Source organism: Aeromicrobium sp. EU05-FHT14F07 (assembly GCF_058790455.1).
The window spans coordinates 32815-50842 of record NZ_JBYTCR010000010.1; the positions used below are offsets into that span (position 1 = coordinate 32815).

General features: G+C 72.9%; 17 protein-coding genes and 1 tRNA gene. 10 read left to right on the plus strand and 8 right to left on the minus strand.

Annotation, left to right across the window (positions count from 1 at the left end; translation table 11 throughout):
* Nucleotides 1–36 precede the first annotated feature (36 nt).
* Nucleotides 37–1479, minus strand: a complete 1443-nt coding sequence (locus tag AC3WRM_RS10465; protein ID WP_492249185.1) for a family 16 glycosylhydrolase — start codon at nt 1477–1479, stop codon at nt 37–39.
* 238 nt (nt 1480–1717) lie between these two features.
* Here AC3WRM_RS10465 and AC3WRM_RS10470 point away from each other — a divergent pair, with 238 nt between their 5' ends.
* From AC3WRM_RS10470 to AC3WRM_RS10480, 3 genes are all read left to right on the plus strand, one after another.
* Entirely contained in the window at nt 1718–2104 is a 387-nt protein-coding gene (locus tag AC3WRM_RS10470) for a universal stress protein (RefSeq protein WP_492249184.1), read from the plus strand.
* 64 nt (nt 2105–2168) lie between these two features.
* Nucleotides 2169–3521: an FAD-binding oxidoreductase gene (locus tag AC3WRM_RS10475; RefSeq protein ID WP_492249183.1), complete on the plus strand. Its 1353-nt coding sequence runs from the start codon at nt 2169–2171 to the stop codon at nt 3519–3521.
* Nucleotides 3522–3702: 181 nt separating this feature from the next.
* A complete protein-coding gene (locus AC3WRM_RS10480; RefSeq protein WP_492249182.1) occupies nt 3703–5127 on the plus strand; it encodes an ATP-binding protein in 1425 nt (474 codons plus the stop codon).
* A 40-nt stretch (nt 5128–5167) separates the two neighbouring features.
* On the opposite strand, the gene AC3WRM_RS10485 is transcribed toward AC3WRM_RS10480, so the two are convergent.
* Nucleotides 5168–6862: an acyl-CoA dehydrogenase family protein gene (locus tag AC3WRM_RS10485; RefSeq protein WP_492249181.1), complete on the minus strand. Its 1695-nt coding sequence runs from the start codon at nt 6860–6862 to the stop codon at nt 5168–5170.
* Between the two features lie 74 nt (nt 6863–6936).
* On the opposite strand from AC3WRM_RS10485, the gene AC3WRM_RS10490 reads away from it, so the two are divergent.
* The 3 genes from AC3WRM_RS10490 to AC3WRM_RS10500 all read left to right on the plus strand — a co-directional run bounded on the left by AC3WRM_RS10490 (nt 6937) and on the right by AC3WRM_RS10500 (nt 9166).
* The gene (locus AC3WRM_RS10490; RefSeq protein WP_492249180.1) at nt 6937–7659 is read left to right on the plus strand and encodes a PaaX domain-containing protein, C- domain protein; all 723 of its coding nucleotides are present in this window, start codon (nt 6937–6939) and stop codon (nt 7657–7659) included.
* A gap of 105 nt (nt 7660–7764) precedes the next feature.
* Complete coding sequence (locus AC3WRM_RS10495; protein WP_492249179.1) at nt 7765–8157, plus strand: tautomerase family protein; 393 nt, start codon at nt 7765–7767, stop codon at nt 8155–8157.
* Nucleotides 8158–8236: 79 nt separating this feature from the next.
* Nucleotides 8237–9166 carry a hypothetical protein gene (locus tag AC3WRM_RS10500; RefSeq protein ID WP_492249178.1) on the plus strand — a complete coding sequence of 310 codons (930 nt, stop codon included), beginning with the start codon at nt 8237–8239 and terminating at the stop codon, nt 9164–9166.
* 383 nt (nt 9167–9549) lie between these two features.
* Here the strand turns inward: AC3WRM_RS10500 and AC3WRM_RS10505 are convergent, their stop codons facing one another.
* The 5 genes from AC3WRM_RS10505 to AC3WRM_RS10525 form a co-directional block, all read right to left on the minus strand.
* Nucleotides 9550–10743: a hypothetical protein gene (locus AC3WRM_RS10505; RefSeq protein ID WP_492249177.1), complete on the minus strand. Its 1194-nt coding sequence runs from the start codon at nt 10741–10743 to the stop codon at nt 9550–9552.
* A complete protein-coding gene (locus AC3WRM_RS10510; RefSeq protein WP_492249176.1) occupies nt 10736–11263 on the minus strand; it encodes a SigE family RNA polymerase sigma factor in 528 nt (175 codons plus the stop codon). Before AC3WRM_RS10510 ends, AC3WRM_RS10505 begins: the two co-directional genes overlap by 8 nt.
* A 135-nt stretch (nt 11264–11398) precedes the next feature.
* Nucleotides 11399–12184, minus strand: a complete 786-nt coding sequence (gene yidC, locus AC3WRM_RS10515; protein WP_492249175.1) for a membrane protein insertase YidC — start codon at nt 12182–12184, stop codon at nt 11399–11401.
* A 52-nt stretch (nt 12185–12236) separates the two neighbouring features.
* Nucleotides 12237–12512 (minus strand): hypothetical protein, encoded by a 276-nt coding sequence (locus tag AC3WRM_RS10520; protein WP_492249174.1) that lies wholly within the window; start codon nt 12510–12512, stop codon nt 12237–12239.
* Between the two features lie 138 nt (nt 12513–12650).
* A tRNA-Ser gene (locus AC3WRM_RS10525) sits at nt 12651–12737 on the minus strand.
* Between the two features lie 78 nt (nt 12738–12815).
* Here AC3WRM_RS10525 and AC3WRM_RS10530 point away from each other — a divergent pair.
* Entirely contained in the window at nt 12816–13454 is a 639-nt protein-coding gene (locus AC3WRM_RS10530; protein ID WP_492249173.1) for a nucleoside/nucleotide kinase family protein, read from the plus strand.
* A gap of 114 nt (nt 13455–13568) precedes the next feature.
* Here the strand turns inward: AC3WRM_RS10530 and AC3WRM_RS10535 are convergent, their stop codons facing one another.
* Nucleotides 13569–14717, minus strand: coding sequence for a MalY/PatB family protein (locus AC3WRM_RS10535; RefSeq protein WP_492249172.1), 1149 nt, complete (start codon nt 14715–14717; stop codon nt 13569–13571).
* Between the two features lie 87 nt (nt 14718–14804).
* Between AC3WRM_RS10535 and AC3WRM_RS10540 the strand changes: the two genes are divergently transcribed.
* The 3 genes from AC3WRM_RS10540 (at nt 14805) to AC3WRM_RS10550 (ending at nt 18021) form a co-directional block, all read left to right on the plus strand.
* Nucleotides 14805–15218 (plus strand): hypothetical protein, encoded by a 414-nt coding sequence (locus AC3WRM_RS10540; protein ID WP_492249171.1) that lies wholly within the window; start codon nt 14805–14807, stop codon nt 15216–15218.
* A gap of 24 nt (nt 15219–15242) precedes the next feature.
* Nucleotides 15243–16328, plus strand: coding sequence for a dipeptidase (locus AC3WRM_RS10545; protein ID WP_492249170.1), 1086 nt, complete (start codon nt 15243–15245; stop codon nt 16326–16328).
* A gap of 73 nt (nt 16329–16401) precedes the next feature.
* The gene (locus tag AC3WRM_RS10550) at nt 16402–18021 is read left to right on the plus strand and encodes an AMP-binding protein (RefSeq protein WP_492249169.1); all 1620 of its coding nucleotides are present in this window, start codon (nt 16402–16404) and stop codon (nt 18019–18021) included.
* The last annotated feature ends 7 nt before the right edge of the window (nt 18022–18028 follow it).

Consider the following 18028-nt stretch of genomic DNA (forward strand, 5'->3'; position numbering starts at 1 on the left):
CACGCTACCGACACCGGACCGCCGACCTGACCGGCCTCACTGCCAGGCGCGCACCCAGTCGACCTGGAGAGTGGCGGGGAAGGTCGTGTCCGACGTCGGCTTGTTGCCGTCGACGCCCAGCATCTGGGTGAGGTTGATCGTGTAGTCCTGGTCGAAGGGGCGGCCCTGCTCGACCGAGGTGTCCGACGTGCGGATGGCGTGGTCGAGGCAGACCTGCCCGTCGTACTCGACGCGGATGCGCTCGCGGTCCCACTCCAGCGCGTAGGTGTGCCAGGCGGTCGGGTCGTCGACCATGCAGAAGTAGTTCGTGTAGTTGCGGGTCGACGTCGCGTAGTGGACGGTCGGGATCAGGCGGTCCGGGTACTGGGAGTAGAACTCCGCGATGTCCATCTCGCCGGTGCCGAGGCCGTCGCCCCAGTACTTCAGCGCCTGCGGGAACAGCCACAGGGCGCTGTGGACGCCAGGGCCGGAGCTCGCGGGCATCTTCGCGCGGATCTCGACCCGTCCCCGGTTCATCGTGTAGTGGCCCCAGGTGGTCACGGACGCCGACGTGTAGGGCGTCGTGACGGTGGAGCCGTTGGCGGTGCAGGTGACGGGCTCGGACTCCTTGCGCGTCGTCAGACGCAGGGCGCCGTCCTTCACCTCGAGGTTCTGCGGCCGGTCGACCCAGCAGTCGCCGTAGGTCAGGCCGGTGGCCTCGGTCGTCGCCGGGCTCCACTTGCTGCGGTCGAGGGTGCTGCCGGTGAAGTCGTCGGCGAAGGTGCACGTCCACGCGGAGCCGTCGTCCTTCGTGCGGATCTTCCCGCAGTCGTCGGAGGTCGGCGTCGGCTCAGGCGAGGTGGTCGGCTCCGGGGTCGGCGTCGCGGTGGCCTCCGGGGTGGGCGTCGCCGTCGGGGACGGAGAGGCAGTGGGCTCCGGGCTCGGAGCGGTCGTCGCCTCGGGCGACGGAGCCACCGTCGGCTCCGGCGAGGGGGCGACGGACGGCTCGGGCGTCGCGACGGGCTCCGGGCTGGGCGCGACCGTGGGCTCGGGCGCCGGCGTGGCGGTCGGCGTCGGCGACGGCGTCGGCTCGGGGGCCGGCTCGGCCGCGGCGGCGGCCTGCTCGGCGCGCGAGGTGGCGATCTTCGACGCGGCGGCCGAGGCCGTCGCGAAGGCGCGCTGACGAGCCTGCACCACGGCCCGCTTCCGCGCCGCGGTCGCAGCTTGCGCGCGGGCCCGCTTCGGCGTCGACGCCTTGACCGTCGCGGTGCCGCGGCCCGTGGCCGTGCGCCGCACCGTGGCCTCGCCCCGGTGACCGTCCACGTGCACCACGCGCGTGGCGGTCTTCGCGACGGTGGCGGTCTTCGTCACGGTGGCACGGTGGCTCCGCGCGGCGTCGGCCCGGACGACCACCAGCATCGACGCCGCCAGGGCGATCACGACGAGGGCGATCACCCGTGCGGTCGCTCTCGACGGTCGTGCGGACGTCAGCTGTCCCATGCCTTCTCTCCCTCGGTCAGGGACCACCGGCCGACTGCACTGGTGCCCACCTGGTCCTTCGCGGTCTCCCCACCGCGACGAACGGACGCTGGTCCCGATCTACGTCGGGACTTTAGTCCCTTCGCGGGTCGGCTGCACCCTGAAAGTCCCTAGAAGTTTCAGGACGTCCGTCACCCATGCCCACAGCGTCCTCTCCGGCCGCGACCGGTAGCGTGGTGCCAGGGAGAAGGAGAACAGCATGAGCACGATCGTCGTGGGCTACGTGGCGAGCCCCGAGGGCGAGGCCGCCTGGACCTGGGCCGTCGACCACGCCCGCAGCACCGCAGCCCGCCTGGTCGTCATCGCGTCGGACGCACCGCACCCGGACGTCTCGCCCGAGACCGTCGTGGAGCAGCTCGAGGCGCGGCTCGGCGAGGCCGGTGTCGAGCACGAGGTGGTGCACTTCGTCGGGAGCGGCGGCGCGGCTGACGCGATCCTCGACCACGCCAACCGCCACGGCGCGTCGCTCGTCGTCATCGGCCAGCGCCGCCGCTCGCCCGTGGGCAAGCTGGTGCTGGGGTCCACCTCGCAGCGCATCCTGCTCGAGGCCGACTGCCCCGTCGTCGCGGTCAAGGCCCCGCGCTGACCCAGCGCACCACCCCCGCCGCGCGACGCCGCCGCGCGGCCGTCGCTCGTGACACGATCGACGCGTGAGCCTCGACCACCTGCCCGCGGCGATCGTGCAGACCGACCCCGACGTCGTGGCCGGCTTCGCGCACGACGAGGCGCGCCTGGTGCAACGCTCGACCCCCGTCGCGGTGCTGTCGCCGCGTGACACCGACGAGGTCGTCGCGTGCCTGCGGGCTGCGCGCGCAGCCGGGCTCGCCGTCGTCACCCGCGGCGCCGGCACCGGTCTGGCGGGCGGTGCCAACGCTCCCGCGGGTTCGGTCGTGCTGAGCACCCGACGACTCGACCGCGTCGTGGCGGTGGACGTCGAGGAGCGCGTGGCCGTCGTGCAGCCCGGCGTGCTGACCGGTGACCTCCGCGCGGCGGTCGAGGAGGTCGGTCTGTTCTACCCGCCCGACCCCGGCAGCGTCGCCATCTCGACCATCGGCGGCAACGTCGCGACCAACGCCGGTGGCATGTGCTGCGTGAAGTACGGAGTGACGGGCGACTACGTGCTGGGGCTCGAGGTCGTGCTGGCCGACGGCCGGGTCCTGCGCACGGGCCGCCGCACGGTCAAGGGGGTCGCCGGCTACGACCTGACCCACCTGCTCGTGGGCTCGGAGGGGACGCTCGGGGTGATCACCGAGGTCACGCTGCGGCTGCGGCCGGCTCCCCCGGCGCCCGCCACCGTCGTCGCGACGTTCGCCTCGCTGCCCGACGCCGGTCGGGCGGTCGAGCGGATGACGGCCGACGCGCTCGACGTGTCGCTCATGGAGCTCCTGGACGCGACCACGCTCCGCGCGATCGACGCACACACCGGCATGGGCCTCGACGCCGCCGCGATGCTGCTCGTGCAGTCCGACCTTCCTGACCCCGGTCCCACGCTGGCGGCCGTCCGGCGCGCCTGCGAGGAGGCGGGGGCGGTCGACGTCGCGGTCACGACCGACGTCGAGGAGGGGCGACAGCTGCTCGAGGCGCGACGTCAGGCGCTGCCGGCCCTGGAGCGGCTCGGCGACTGGCTGCTCGACGACGTCTGCGTCCCGCGCCGCGCGATCGTCGCGCTCGTGCAGGGCGTCGAGCAGGTGGCCCGCGCCGAGGGTCTGACGATCGGCGTCTTCGGCCACGCCGGCGACGGCAACATGCACCCGACGGTGGTCTTCGACCAGCGCGACCCGGAGTCCGAGGCTGCGGCGCGGCGCGCGTTCGACGCGATCACCGCACTCGCCCTCGACCTGGGCGGCACGGTGACCGGCGAGCACGGCGTCGGCCGGCTCAAGGCCGGGTGGCTGGCCCGTGAGCTCGACCCCGTCGCCCTCGACGTCCACCGCGCCGTCAAGGCCGCTCTCGACCCGGAGGGTCGGCTCAACCCCGGGAGCCTTCTTGATGCGAGTCGCTGAGAGCACGTGGACGTCTCCGTGGAGAACCGGGCGGGTCGCCCACGGACCGTGCCGGTGTCAAGCACGACGGGCCAACCCACTGGAGGATCGTGGATCGTTGGCGACCGAAGAGTTTAGGCCATGAGACTATCACCCATGATAGTCTCATGGGTGAGCCTTTTCCCGACCGGAGGTGTGGCACATGTTCGTGGGACGAGAACAACCACTGCGGGAGCTCACCGACCGCCTCACGTCCGTGCGCGAGTCGACGGACGCGAAGCCCGGCAAGGCCGTCCTCATCCGAGGACGGCGTCGCGTGGGCAAGTCCCGTCTCGTCGAGGAGTTCGTCGAGCGATCCGGAGCGCCCTACCTCTTCTACGCTGCCGCGCGACGCCCCCTGCACGAGGAGCTCCAGCTCTTCGTCGACGAGGTCGCCCGCTCTAACCTTCCCGGCGCGGACACCTTCCGCGACCTCACGGTGACGAGCTGGGACGCAGCGCTTCGACTGCTCGCCAGCGCGACGTCTGACACCGGTAGCATCATCGTCCTCGACGAGCTCCCCTACATCATCGCTCAGGACCCTGCGTTCGAAGGCACCCTCCAGACCGTCTTCGACAGGGTTCTGTCCAGGCATCGCGTGCTCTTCATCGGCATCGGTTCCGACCTGGCCATGATGGAGGCGCTCAGCAGCTACGACCGGCCGTTCCACCAACGTGCCGACGAGATGGTCGTGCCTGCGCTCTCACCGGCCGAGGTCGGCCGCATGCTCCAGCTCGAGCCCGCCGACGCGTTCGACGCGTACCTCGTCACCGGTGGACTTCCGCTGATCTGCGCCGAGTGGAAGCCCGGCCAGTCCCTGACCGACTACCTGGGCAGCGCGTTCGCCAACCCCACCTCCGCCCTCCTGGTCTCCGCCGAGCGCGCCCTCGCGGCCGAGTTCCCCTCGGAGGCCCAGGCGCGAACCGTCCTGGGGGCCATCGGCAGCGGCGAGCGCACGTTCACCACCATCGGGCGAGCCAGCGGTGTCACCGCCGCCAGCCTGAGCCGGGCCCTCACGCTCCTGACGGACAAGCGCATCGTGCATCGGGCCACGCCCCTGTCGACGAAGGCCTCGCAGGAAGCCCGCTACTGGGTCGCCGACTCCTACCTGAGGTTCTGGCTGGAGTTCGTCGGACCGTACATCCAGGAGGTCGAGCGCGGACGTGGCGACCGCACCCTCGACCGGGTCCAGAGGTCCTGGACGACGTGGCGCGGTCGCGCCGTCGAGCCGATCATCCGTGAAGCGATCGATCGCCTCGGCCTCCCGCTCGGACCCGACGGGTCCGCCGGGGTCGTGGGCGGCTACTGGACCCGCAAGAACGATCCCGAGATCGACATCGTCGTCGCGGACCGGGCACCCACGGCGAAAGCACTCTTCGCGGTGGGATCCATCAAGTGGCTCGAGAACGCACCCTTCAGCCGGCGGGACTACGACCGCCTCGTCGCGCATCGACGCCAGCTCCCGGGGGCGACCGACGAGACCCCGTTGCTCGCCGTCTCGCGGGTATCGACGGAGATCGACGACGTCACCGTCCTCGGCCCCGCCGAGCTCATCGCCGCCTGGGCTTCCGGCGGTCCACACGACTGACAGAAGGCGAGCGACCAGACCGCCACGGGCCCGACAGACGTCAGGTCGAGAGACCCGGGAGCGCCCGCTCGAGGATCGCGCCCGCGTCGACGTCGGCGTCGAGCGTGCCGAACGCCAGCCCGCCGCGCCCGTCGAGCCGGCTCGAGCAGAACGCGTCGGCCACGGCGGGCGAGGAGTGCCGCACCAGCAGCGACGCCTGCAGCGTCAGGGCCATCTGCTCGACCAGCCGGCGCGCCCGGAACTCGATGCTGCCGAGGTCGCGCGCGGCTGCCGCGAGGTCGGCGCCGAGCCGGTCGGCCGCGGCGTCCAGGCGGGCGTCGCCGCCGCGCGCGAGCCCGATCTCGTGCAGCAGCGCGTCGGCCACCACCGGCTCGCGGCCGAGCGCCCGCAGGACGTCGAGCGCGTTGACGTTGCCCGACCCCTCCCAGATCGAGTTGAGCGGCGCTTCGCGGTAGAGCCGTGGCATGCCCGACTCCTCGACGTAGCCGTTGCCGCCGAGGCACTCCATGGCCTCGGCCGTGAAGGCGGGACCGCGCTTGGTGATCCAGTACTTCCCGACCGCCGTGCCGATGCGCCGGAACGCCTGCTCCTGCTCGTCGCCGCGCAGGGCCCGGTCGGCGGCACCTGAGAGCCGCAGCGTGAACGCCGTCGCCGCCTCCGACTCGAGGGCGAGGTCGGCGAGGACGTTGCGCATGAGCGGCTGGTCGACCAGCCGCCGACCGAACGCCGCACGGTGCTGCACGTGGTGGCCGGCCTCGACGAGCGCCTTCCGCATGAGCGCGGCGCTCCCCGTCGCGCAGTCCAGCCGGGTGCAGCTCACCATGTCGATGATGGTGCGCACGCCCCGGCCCTCCTCACCCACGAGCCAGGCGACGGCGCCGTCGAGCTCGGGCTCGGACGAGGCGTTGGACCGGTTGCCGAGCTTGTCCTTCAGCCGCACGACATGGAAGCGGTTGCGCGAACCGTCGGGCAGGATCCGCGGGACGAGGAAGCAGGACAGGCCGCCGGGCGACTGCGCGAGCACGAGGAACACGTCGCACATGGGCGCGGACGTGAACCACTTGGCGCCGTGCAGCGTGAACACGCCGGGCTCGTCGGTCGGCTGCGCGACGGTGGTGTTCGTGCGCACGTCGGAGCCGCCCTGGCGCTCCGTCATGCCCATGCCGGCGAGCAGTCCCTGCTTCTGGGTGGGCACGCGCAGCCCGGGCTCGTAGACCCGCGACGTCAGGAGCGGCTCGTACACCTCGGCCAGCGCCGGGGCGTGCCGCAGCGCGGGCACGACGGCGTAGGTCATCGTGACCGGGCACCCGTGGCCGGCCTCGGTGTGCCCCCACACGAGGCTGCCCGCCGTGCGGGCGACGTGGGCGCCCGCACGCTCGTCCGCCCAGGCGGCACCGCCGAGCCCCTCGGAGATCGCCGTGTCCATGAGCTGGTGCCAGGCGGGGTGGAACTCGACCTCGTCGACCCGGTTGCCGTAGCGGTCGACGACGCGCAGCTCCGGCTCGAAGCGGTTGGCGTCCTCGGCCCAGCGCTGCGCCTCCGGGCTCCCCGCGAGGCGGCCGAGCCGGCGCACGTCGTCCTCGGCCCAGCCGGCACCCTCGCGGTGCAGCGCCTCGACCAGCGCGACGTCGGCCGACGCGTCGTACGGCGCGAGGGGCGGCGCCTGGTTGGCGTCAGGTCCGGTGACGGTGCCGGGACGGACGTCGCTGACGGTGCGGGGCGGGGTGAGCGTCATGACCCAAGCATTGCATCATCACGACAGTTGTCAAGAATCTGCAAGGCCGATCTGCGAGGATGGAGACTGTGCGCATGGACGTCCGCCCCCTCAGCGCCCGCTCGATCGTGCTGAGCCTCATGCTCGCGGTGCACCCGCCGGAGATGACGCCGGCCCAGCTCGTGGCGTCCGGCGACATCTTCGACGTCCCCGAGTCGACCCTTCGCGCCGCCCTGACCCGCCTGGTCGCGGCGGGCGACCTCGAGCGGTCGGGCGGCACCTACCGCATCGGCGCCCGGCTGCAGGAGCGTCAACGTCGGCAGGACGCCGCCCTGGACCCGCGGTACCGGCCGTGGGACGGGACGTGGGAGACCGCCGTCGTGGTCGCCGCCGGCCGGTCGGCGCCGGACCGCGCCGCGCTGCGCCAGGAGATGGAGCGGCTGCGGCTCGCCGAGCTGCGCGAGGGCGTCTGGACCCGCCCGGCGAACCTCGACCGGCCGCTTTCCGCCTGGCCCGACGACCTCGTCGTCGTGGCGAGCTCACGTCCGCTCGACGAGCGTGGGCTCACCGCTCGCCTGTGGGACCTCCCCGCCTGGACGGACACTGGCGCTCGACTGCTCGCGGCCCTCGACGAGCCACGACCGCCCGTGGAACGCCTGGCCGTGGCCGCCGCGCTGGTCCGGCACCTGCGGACCGACCCGGCCCTGCCGCCCGCGCTGCGACCGTCGGGCTGGAACGCGCCGCGTCTGGTCGAGGCCTACGCCGCCTACCAGGCCGAGCTGGCGGCGTCCCTCGGTCGCCCGAGCCCCGCCGCCTGACCGGTCGCGGCGAGGCGGCGTGCCGGACCTCACCCCCACTCGGGTCGCGCGCCGCATCGAGCGTGCCGACGATGAGGTGACCGCGTCCCGACGTCAGGAGCCCCCGTGCCGCTCGTCCACCTGCACCTCGTCGAGGGCCGACGCACGCCCGAGGAGGTCCGCCGCCTGGCCGACGTCGTCCAGCAGACCCTGCTCGACGTCTTCGCCGCGCCCGAGCGTGACCGCTACCAGCTGATCTCCGAGCACAGGCCAGGCCACATGATCGCCGAGGACACCGGGCTCGGCATCGAGCGCACCGACGACCTCGTCATCCTGCAGATCACCCAGCAGGGCCGCGACCTCGACCAGAAGCGCGCGCTCTACGCCACCCTGGCCGAGCGGCTCGAGGCCGAGTGCCGCCTCGCCCCGTCCGACCTGATCGTGTCCCTCACGGAGAACACCACGGAGGACTGGTCCTTCGGCCACGGCGTGGCGCAGTTCGTGGAGGGCCTGCTCTAGGCCCGACGCGCCACGGGTCCGGCCGCGTCGACCCCAGCACTGCCATGCTGGACCCGCACCCGACGCGGAGGACGGCAGCATGAGGATCTTCTCGAGGCGCACGGCGGACCGCCCTGAGCCCATGGACGACGCGTTGACGTTCCTCACCGTCTCGGACGCCGACCGCGTCCGCACGCTCATGCACCACACGCTCGGCGAGCACGGGCTGGAGGTGACCACCCACGCCGATCACGCTGTCGACGCCGAGGGTCGTCAGTTCGGGTTCTGGAACGTCGCGGCCACGTGCGCCGACCTCGACCGCCGCGACTGGCCGGCCGTGGTGAAGGACCACGTGCGGCGCGTCCTCGAGAGCTTCGACGGGGAGAGCCCCTTCGAGGGCGCGGACCCCGATGACCAGCGGAGACGCACCTACGTGCGGCTCCTGCCGGACGACGCCCTCCCCGACCTCGACGCGTTCCCGCACCGCGAGCTCGCCCCCGGCATCATCGAGGCCCTCGCACTCGACCTGCCGGACACCTTGTCGATCTACAACCACGAGAACGCACGGGCCGCCGGCGGATGGGAGCTGCTGCACCAGACAGGTCTCGAGAACCTCCGGGCCCTCCCGACGGAGCAGGTGGAGCTCGTCGACGCGCACGACGGCGGCGCCTTCCACGTGCTGCTCGGCGACTCGGTCCACACCGCAAGCCGCGCGCTGCTGCTCCCCGAGCTGCCCGCCGGGGTCGACGACGCCCCGCCGACCGACCTCGGCTGGCTGATGAGCGTCCCGCACCGCCACCAGCTCTGCTGGCACGTGGTGCGCGACGCGACCGTGGTGTCCGTCGTGAACAGCATGGCGCGCTTCACCGCGCTCGGGTACTCCGACGGCGTCGGCCAGGTCAGCCCCCACCTGTACTGGTGGAACGGGTCGGCCTACGTGCAGCTCACCCGCTTCGACGACGAGGGCACGATGTCCATCCACGTCGATGACGACTTCGCCGACGTCCTGCAGCGTGCGATGGGCGACTGACAGGTCGGGAGCCGGGATGGACTCCCGCGACGCAGGTACCACTCGAAGGTCTCCTCGCGGGGGTCCGTACCCAGCACACCCCTCGGTGGACGGCGGGCAGGCAGCTGCTCCTCGGCACGTCGCCCACGCGCCCGTCGGTACGCCAGTCCAGCACCTGCTGATCGCCGTCCATCTCGACGGAGACGTCGGCGCCGGTTCGGCCTGTGCACCGGCGCCGAGTGCGGCCTCGCCCCGTCCGACCCGATCGTGTCCCTCACGGAGAACACCACGGAGGACTGGTCCTTCGGCCACGGCGTGGCGCAGTGCGTGGAGGGCCTGCTCTAGGCGCACGAACGCCGTCGCCCACCCCTCTCCGGGAGCGGGCGACGGCGTCGCAGTCGTCGTCAGGAGCCGAGGTAGGTCCCGGCGACGCGGATCTTCCCGGGTCCGTCCGGCACGGTGCGGGTCGTGCAGTCACCCGTGGCGGCGTCGCACGTGGTGACCCGGCTGCCCTCGACCTTCACGAGCCGGCCGTCGGGGGTCCAGCCGTAGGTGAACCCGTCGCCGGGCAGCGTGATCCGCCGGCCCGTGTCGAGGTCGGTGACGTGCACGACCGGGTTCCGGACCTCGTTGCCCTCCACCCCGTCGACGACCGTCCTGGTGCCGTCCTCGTCGGTGCTCACGAACGTCGTCGTGGTCTGGACGAAGCGGCCGTCGGGCGACAGCTCGTTCGAGGCCCAGCGCGCGTCGCCGGTGCCGACCGTGAGGTCAGCGGTGGAGCCCAGCTGACGTGCGTCGCCGAGCCGGTACGCCGTCGACCCGTGGTCGCCACCAAGAGCGCGTCCGCCGCCGGTCGACGGCAGCTGCTCGCCCGGGACCGCGGCGACCGCCCGGCCGGTGCGCCAGTTCAGCACCTTCTGCGCCTGGTTCGTGCCGACCACGACGTAGTCGCCCGTGAGGCCGATGGGCGGGACGCTCCACCCGGCCCACGTGTACCCGCCGTCGAACGGCACGACCGCCAGCTCACGGCCGGACGAGGCCTGCACGACGTGCACCTCGTACCCGCTCCCGGCCTTCGTGACGTACGCGAGACGGTCCGCGGAGGCGTCGGCGCCGGGCACGACCTTGCGGGGCAGATCGAGCCGACGGACCGTGCCGTCGGTGCCGACGTACACCCAGCCGCGGGGCGCGTCGCCCGCGTCGTCGTCCGACACGGCGGCGATCACGCCGTCGGCCGTGTAGTACAACGTCTGGACGGTCGTGCCGAGGTCGACGGAGTAGTCGGGGTCGCTGAACCAGACGGTGTCACCCCGCGAGAAGGCGCCGCCCGTGCGGTACGCGCTGGACACGAGGTCGACGTCGGAGGCGGAGATGCTGCTCTCGACCTGCAGCGACGACCCGTCGCCGCCGCCCACCCCGCTGACGGCGACCGCGGTGCCGGCGACCGCGCCGATGGCGAGCGTCGCGACGGAGCGGCGGACCACGGCGCGGCGACGGCCGGCCCGGCGCCCGCTGCGGATCACCCCGTCGAGGTCGAGCTCGGGGACCGGCTGGGAGGTGGCGTGCTGTCGGATGAGGTCGGTGAGGTGGTCAGTCATCGTGGGCTCCTTCGGTGACGAGGTCGGCGCGGGCTCGCAGGGCTGCGAGGGCGACGACGGTCTGGCTCTTGACGGTGCCGGTGGACACGTTCAGGAGGTCGGCGGTCTCCTGGACGGACAGGTCCTCGAGGAAGCGGAGGACGAGCACGGACCGCTGCCCGAGGGGCAGGGCCCGGAGGGCGTCCGCGAGGGTGATGCGGTCGGAGAGGTCACCGGCGAGGTCGGCCGTGCTGACTGCGGCGCCTGCGGTGGACTCGTCGACGTCCCGGACGTCCTCGTGGTTCCAGGCGTGCTTGCGGAACCAGTCGCGCGACACGGTGACCATCACGCGTCGGGTGTAGGCCCTCGCCTTCTCGGGCTCGCGCAGTCGTGGCCAGGCCAGGTAGGTCTTGACCAGGGCCGACTGCACGAGGTCCTCGGCGAGCTGCCGGTCCCCGACGATGAGCACCGCCGTCCGGTAGAGCTGCGGCCACGCAGCCTCCGCGAACTCGCTGTACGCAGCCTCGGTCGTCCGTCGCACGTGCACTCCTCGTCCGGGTGAACTCTGTCACCTCCTAGACGGGGTGGGGGCGCGATCCGGTTGGGGCGCCGCACCTTTCGGCACCTCATCGCCCGTCCTGAGGACGAGAACGGTCGATGACGTGCCGATCCGCGGTCAGGCGCGTCGGCTCGCCGCCCGCGTGCCGGGCGTCGGGAACCAGCGCCACACGACGAACGCCTGGCCGAGCGTCCACACCTGGCTGACGACCCAGTAGACGAGCAGGCCGACGGGCACGAAGGTCCCGGCGAGCAGCAGCCCTCCGGCCGAGAGGGTCGGCATCATCCGGGTGGCCTGCTGCATCGCCTCGGGCATCCCGTCGGTCGGGGTGTTGGGCATGACGAAGAGGTGCTGGGTCGCGAACGACACGAGGGCCGCGACGGCGGCGAGCGTCAGCACCACGGCCAGGTGCACCCCGCCCTGGCCGAGCATGCCGCTGTCGGCCAGCCCGGTGCCGAACAGCTGGGCGCGGTCGAAGAGCGCCACCTGCGTCGCATCCATCGAGCCGACGGGCGAGCCGGCCGCGACGTCGGCGAGCAGGTGGTACAGGGCGATCCACAGCGGCAGCTGCAGCAGCACCGGCAGACAACCCAGCCGCGAGACGCCGTGCTCGGCGGAGACCGCGCGACGCTCCTCCATCATGGCGCGCACGCTCTCGGTGTCGGTGCGCCCCTTGTAGCGCTGGGCGATCTCCTGCATCTGCGGTCGGGCGAGGGCCGACCGACGCGCGTTGCGGACCTGGTGGACGGTGATCGGCAGCAGCAGCGAGCGCACCACCACGACGATCGCAGCGATGCTCAGGCACCAGCCGACGGCACCACCGGGGTCGGCCCCGAGGTGCGTGAGGAGGGCGTGGGTGTGGGACAGCAGGGCGGACAGGACGTGCTTCAGCGGGTCGAGCATGGGGGTTCTCCTGGTCTGAGGATCGGATCGGGCACGTCGCCCGAAGGCGACCTCAGACCAGACCGGGAGCGCGCGGACGCACCGGCTGGCGCACCGGGTCCGCGATGCGCGACGAGAGCACGGGCACCAGCCGCACGGCCTCGCCGGGCCGCACTCCGACACCCGTGACACGGTGCTCGACGACGACGCGCGAGCCCACCGCCACCACCAGCGCCGCGGCGATGAGGACGGCCACCCCCGCTGCTGCGGTGGACTCCGCCGGCGCCGCGAGGCACAGGACGAACGCGAGCACTCCGGTCGCCCGGCTCAACATCGCGGTCTCGAACACCTCGCCAGCATAGGCCCGCCACCCTCAGGGCGACAGGGTGCGAGATCGTCGAGAGCCGTCGCCCATCCCGAGCACCGTGCCCCGCTCGGTGGACGGAGAAGGGCCCCCAGCGCACAGGCTGGGGGCCCTTCTCGACGGCGGTGGCGGTGGGATTTGAACCCACGGTGGGTTTGACCCCACACATCATTTCGAGTGATGCACCTTCGGCCGCTCGGACACGCCACCGCGGGGTACCTTACCGGACCCCTGCACGTCACCAGCCGGTGGGTTTGGGCAGCGGGAGCGACCCCGTGCAGGAGGAGGATGAGCGTCGTGGACCTCGACGACCTTGCCGCGCGAGTGGCCGCGCTGGCTGAGGCCGACCCGGCCCGTCGCGTGCTGCTAGGCCTCGTCGGCGCCCCGGGGAGCGGGAAGTCGACGCTGGCCCGACGACTCGCGAACCGGCTGACGGCGCGCGGGGTCCCGGCCGTTCGAGTGCCGATGGACGGGTTCCACCTCGCCGACGCCGCCCTGCTCGAACGCGGACTCCTCGCCCGCAAGGGTGCCGTCGGGACGTTCGACGCGCACGGCTACCTCGCGCTCCTGCGTCGTCTCCGCGCGGAGACGAACCACGACGTGCTGGCGCCGGGCTTCGAGCGCGACCTCGAGCAGCCGATCGCCGCGTCGATCACGGTCGCGCCGGAGCACCGTGTGGTCGTGACCGAGGGCAACTACCTCCTCGACGCCGACGAGCCGTGGCCCGACGTCCGGCGCGAGCTCGACGCCGTCTGGTTCGTCGACCTCGACGACGGACGTCGCCGGTCGCGCCTGGTCATGCGGCACGTCAAGCACGGCAAGTCGCGCGAGGACGCACAGGCGTGGGTCGACGACGTGGACGAGCCGAACGCCCGGCGCGTGCTCGCCCGGCGCGAGCACGCCGACCTCGTCGTCCCCTCCCCCTGACGTCCAGGCGCAGTCCAGCCGTTGTGTGGACCTTGCGACGCTTTTCCGCCGCGAAACCGTCACCAACTCCACGAAACGCGGGGGGCAGGACTGGTGGGGGCGCGGCGGGTGGGGTCAGGGGAGGGCGGAGGCGACGCGGGTGACGATCTCGCGCAGCACGTCGGGCGGGGTGGCGTAGGTCAGGCGAGCCCGGCCGTCGCCGACGCGGGAGGAGCCGGCGAAGGTCGGCCCCGGGGCCAGGGCGACGCGGCCGCGCTCGAGCAGGGTCGCCGCGGGGTCGTCGCCGACGTCGTACGCGCGCAGGTCGAGCCACGCGGTGTAGGTGCCGGGCCCGGCGACCAGGCGGGCTGCGGGCAGGTGCTCGTCCACGAGCGCCTCGAGCAGCTCACGGTTCGCGTGCAGGTCGGCGCGCAGTGCGTCGAGCCAGTCGCGACCCTCGCGCAACGCGGTCGTGTGCGCCAGCGTTCCGAGGTGGCTCGGACCGTGGCTGACGATCTCGAGGACCGCCGAGCGCTCAGCAGCGGTGGCCACCCCGCCGACGACGACGGCAGCCTTCAGGCCCGCCAGGTTGAACGCCTTCGACGCCGACAGCACGGCGTAGGCGTCGTCGGTCCCCTCGACCGACAGGTACGGCACGAACGCGTCGGCCTCGCCCGACACCGGCGCGAGCGGCGCGTGGATCTCGTCGACGACCACCCGCACGCCGTGCTCGGCGGCCAGCCGGGCGACGGTCGACAGCTCCTCGCGGGTGTGCACGACCGCGGTGGGGTTGTGCGGGCTGCACAGCAGGTAGGCGGCACCCGGGTGGCGGGCGAACGCGGTGGCCAGCCCTTCCAGGTCGAGCCGTCCGTCGGCACCCAGCGGCACCTCGACGCGCGAGCGCCCGACGTGCGCGACCGCGTCGTAGAACGGCGGATAGACGGGCGGGTTCAGGATGACGGGCGCGTCCGGGGCGTCGTGCAGCCGCAGCACCTCCTCGAGCCCGACCATCACGTCGGCGACGTCGAGCGTGCCGGCCGGGTCGAACCGCCAGCCCCAGCGGTCCGCGGCGAACGACGCCAGCGCCTGCGCGTACGTCCCGGCCTTCGGGTAGCCGGTGTCGCCGATCGCGACGGCCTCGGACAGCGCCCGCGCGACGGGCTCCGCGAGCGGGACGTCCATCTCGGCGACGAACGCGGGGAGCACGTCGGGCGCGTGGAGCGTCCACTTGACGCTCGTGCGGCGACGCAGGTCGGCCAGGGTCAGCTCGTGCAACGGGTGCATACGACCCACCCTGCCACCGGCCGCGGCCCTTGACACGGCTGCCGACGCCGCGGGACAGTCGCGTCGACCCCGAGCCCGAGGTGACCCGTGACGCAGCACCGGACGACGGCAGGCCACTCCACCTCCCGAGGCATCGCGATCGCGTGGGTGTCGTGGGTCGCCGGGCTCCTCGCCTACCTCTGGACGGCCGCCACCGGGTTCAGCCTCGACGAGCTCACGCCGACCGAGGAGACGAAGGTGCTCGTGGGCGCCACCGCCGCCATGGCGCTCACCACGGTGCTGCCCTTCATGGGCCTGTGCCTGGCGCTCGTGCAACGTCGGGCCCTGGCCTCCGTCGGGCTCGGGCTCGCGGTGGCGCTGGCGCTCGTGCCCGTCGTGGCCGTGGGACCGGACGCCGCACGCGACTGGCACGACCGCGCCGCACCCGAGCCGACGCCCGCACGACCGAACGGCGGGTGCGCGGTGCACAGCGGCGGCACCCACACCTGCCCGGGCGGCTGACACCCGGCGTCCTACCGTGGAGCCATGGACGCGACCCTCGGCTCCCTGCTCACCGAACCCGCCGCGCAGGAGGCCGTGCGCGTCGCGCCGCTCGTCGACGGTCACGACGACCTGGCGTGGGAGGCGCGGGAGGCCGCCGGATACTCCGTCGACGGGCTCGACGCCGACCGCGCGGCCGACGGCGTCGAGCCGACGTTCCACACCGACCTCGCCCGGCTGCGTGCCGCCGGCGTCGGCGGACAGTTCTGGTCGGTCTACGCGCCGTGCGAGCGACGCGGGGCCGACGCCGTCACCTACACGCTCGAGCAGGTCGACTGGGTGCACCGCCTGGGCGCCCGCTACCCGGAGCGCACGGCGCTGTGCTGGACGGGCGACGACGTCCGCGCCGCCTGGGCGTCGGGCCGGCTCGCGTCGCTGCTGGGCGCCGAGGGCGGTCACAGCATCGACGGCTCCCTCGCCGTCCTGCGCCAGCTCGCCCGACTCGGCGTGCGCTACATGACCCTCACCCACAACGAGAACACCCCGTGGGCCGACTCCGCCACCGACGAGCCGCAGCACGGCGGCCTCACCGCGTTCGGACGCGACGTCGTGCGCGAGATGAACACCGTCGGCATGCTCGTCGACCTCTCGCACGTGGCGGCGACGACCATGCACGACGCGCTCGACGTCAGCAGCGCACCGGTGATCTTCAGCCACTCCTCCTGCCGCGCGGTCACCGACCACCCCCGGAACGTCCCCGACGACGTGCTCGAGCGGCTCCCCGGCAACGGAGGGGTCGTGATGGTCACCTACGTGCCGGCGTTCGTCAGCGCCGAGTTCGCGGCCTGGTTCGCGCGGCACGAGGCCGACCCCGCCACGGCCGGGGACAAGCCGGTCGTCACCGTGGAGCACGTCGCCGACCACGTCGACCACGCGCGCGAGGTGGTCGGGGTCGAGCACGTCGGGCTCGGCGGCGACTACGACGGCTTCGAGCACTTCCCGGTGGGCATGGACGACGTGACCGGCCACGCGGCGCTGCTCGACGAGCTGGCCCGCCGGGGCTGGTCGGCCGCCGACCTGTCCCACCTCACCGGACGCAACGTGCTGCGGGTGCTCGACGCCACCTCCTGACGGCGGCCGGGGGCACGTCGTCGCCGCGTGGCAGACTCGACGTGACCCAGCACACACCGCCTCGGAGGGACCGATGACAGCGCGACCCAGCCACGCGACCGGCAGCACCGACGTCCCGCTGCTCGAGACCACCATCGGTGCCGACCTCGCCGCCACGGTCGCGAGCGTGCCCGACGGCGAGGCGCTCGTCGAGTGCGCCACCGGACGGCGCTGGACCTACCGGCAGCTGTGGGACGACGTCACCGCGGTGGCGCGCGGGCTCGCGTCGCTGGGGCTGCGGAAGGGCGACCGCGTCGGCATCTGGGCACCGAACTGCGCGGAGTGGACGCTCGTCCAGTACGCGACGGCGCGCCTCGGCGTCGTGCTGGTCAACGTCAACCCCGCGTACCGCGCCCACGAGCTCGGCTACGTCGTCGGCCAGTCGGGCATGCGCGCGATCGTGGCCGTGCCCGAGCTCAAGGGCGCCTCGTTCGCCGACATGATCGAGCAGGTCCGCCCCGACCACCCGCACCTCACGGACGTGGTGTTGGTCGGAACCCCCTCCTGGGAAGCCACGACCGACGCCGGCCGCGCGAGCGACCTCGACGTCGGCGCGATCGAGGCGACGCTCGACGCCCACGACCCGATCAACATCCAGTACACGTCGGGCACCACCGGCTTCCCCAAGGGCGCCACGCTCTCGCACCGCAACATCCTCAACAACGGCTTCGCCGTGGGCGAGCTCCTGCACTACACGGCCGACGACCGGATCGCGATCCCCGTGCCCTTCTACCACTGCTTCGGCATGGTCATGGGCAACCTCGCAGCCACCTCGCACGGCGCGACGATGGTCGTCCCCGCGCCCATGTTCGACCCTGCCGCCACGTTGCGCGCCACGGCCCAGGAGCGGTGCACGTCGCTGTACGGCGTGCCCACGATGTTCATCGCGATGCTGGCCGACCCGTCGTTCGACGCGCACGACCTGACCTCCCTGCGCACCGGGATCATGGCCGGCTCCCCGTGCCCGGTGGAGGTGATGAAGCAGGTCATCGACCGGATGGGCGCCGAGGAGGTGTCGATCTGCTACGGCATGACCGAGACGTCGCCCGTGTCGACCCAGACCCGCACCGACGACTCGGTCGAGCGCCGCGTGAGCACCGTCGGACGCGTGCACCCCAACCTGGAGGTCAAGGTCGTCGACCCGCTCACCGGCGACGTCGTCCCCCGCGGCACGGCCGGCGAGCTGTGCACGCGCGGGTACTCGGTGATGCTCGGCTACTGGGAGGAGCCGCAGAAGACCGCCGAGGCGATCGACGCCGACGCGTGGATGCACACCGGCGACCTCGCCGTCATGGACGACGACGGGTACGTCAGCGTCACGGGACGCATCAAGGACGTCGTCATCCGCGGTGGCGAGAACATCTACCCGCGCGAGGTCGAGGAGTTCCTGCTCACCCACCCCGACGTGCTCGACGCCCAGGTCGTCGGCGTGCCCGACGAGCGGTACGGCGAGGAGCTCATGGCCTGGCTCCGGCTGCGCGACGGCGTCGGAGCGCTGACGGTCGAGGCGGTGCGCGAGTTCTGCAGTGGGCGGCTGGCCCACTACAAGGTGCCCCGGTACGTGCACGTCGTCGACGAGTTCCCGATGACGGTCACGGGCAAGGTCCGCAAGGTCGAGATGCGCGAGGAGTCCCGGACCCTGCTCGGCCTCTGACCGACGT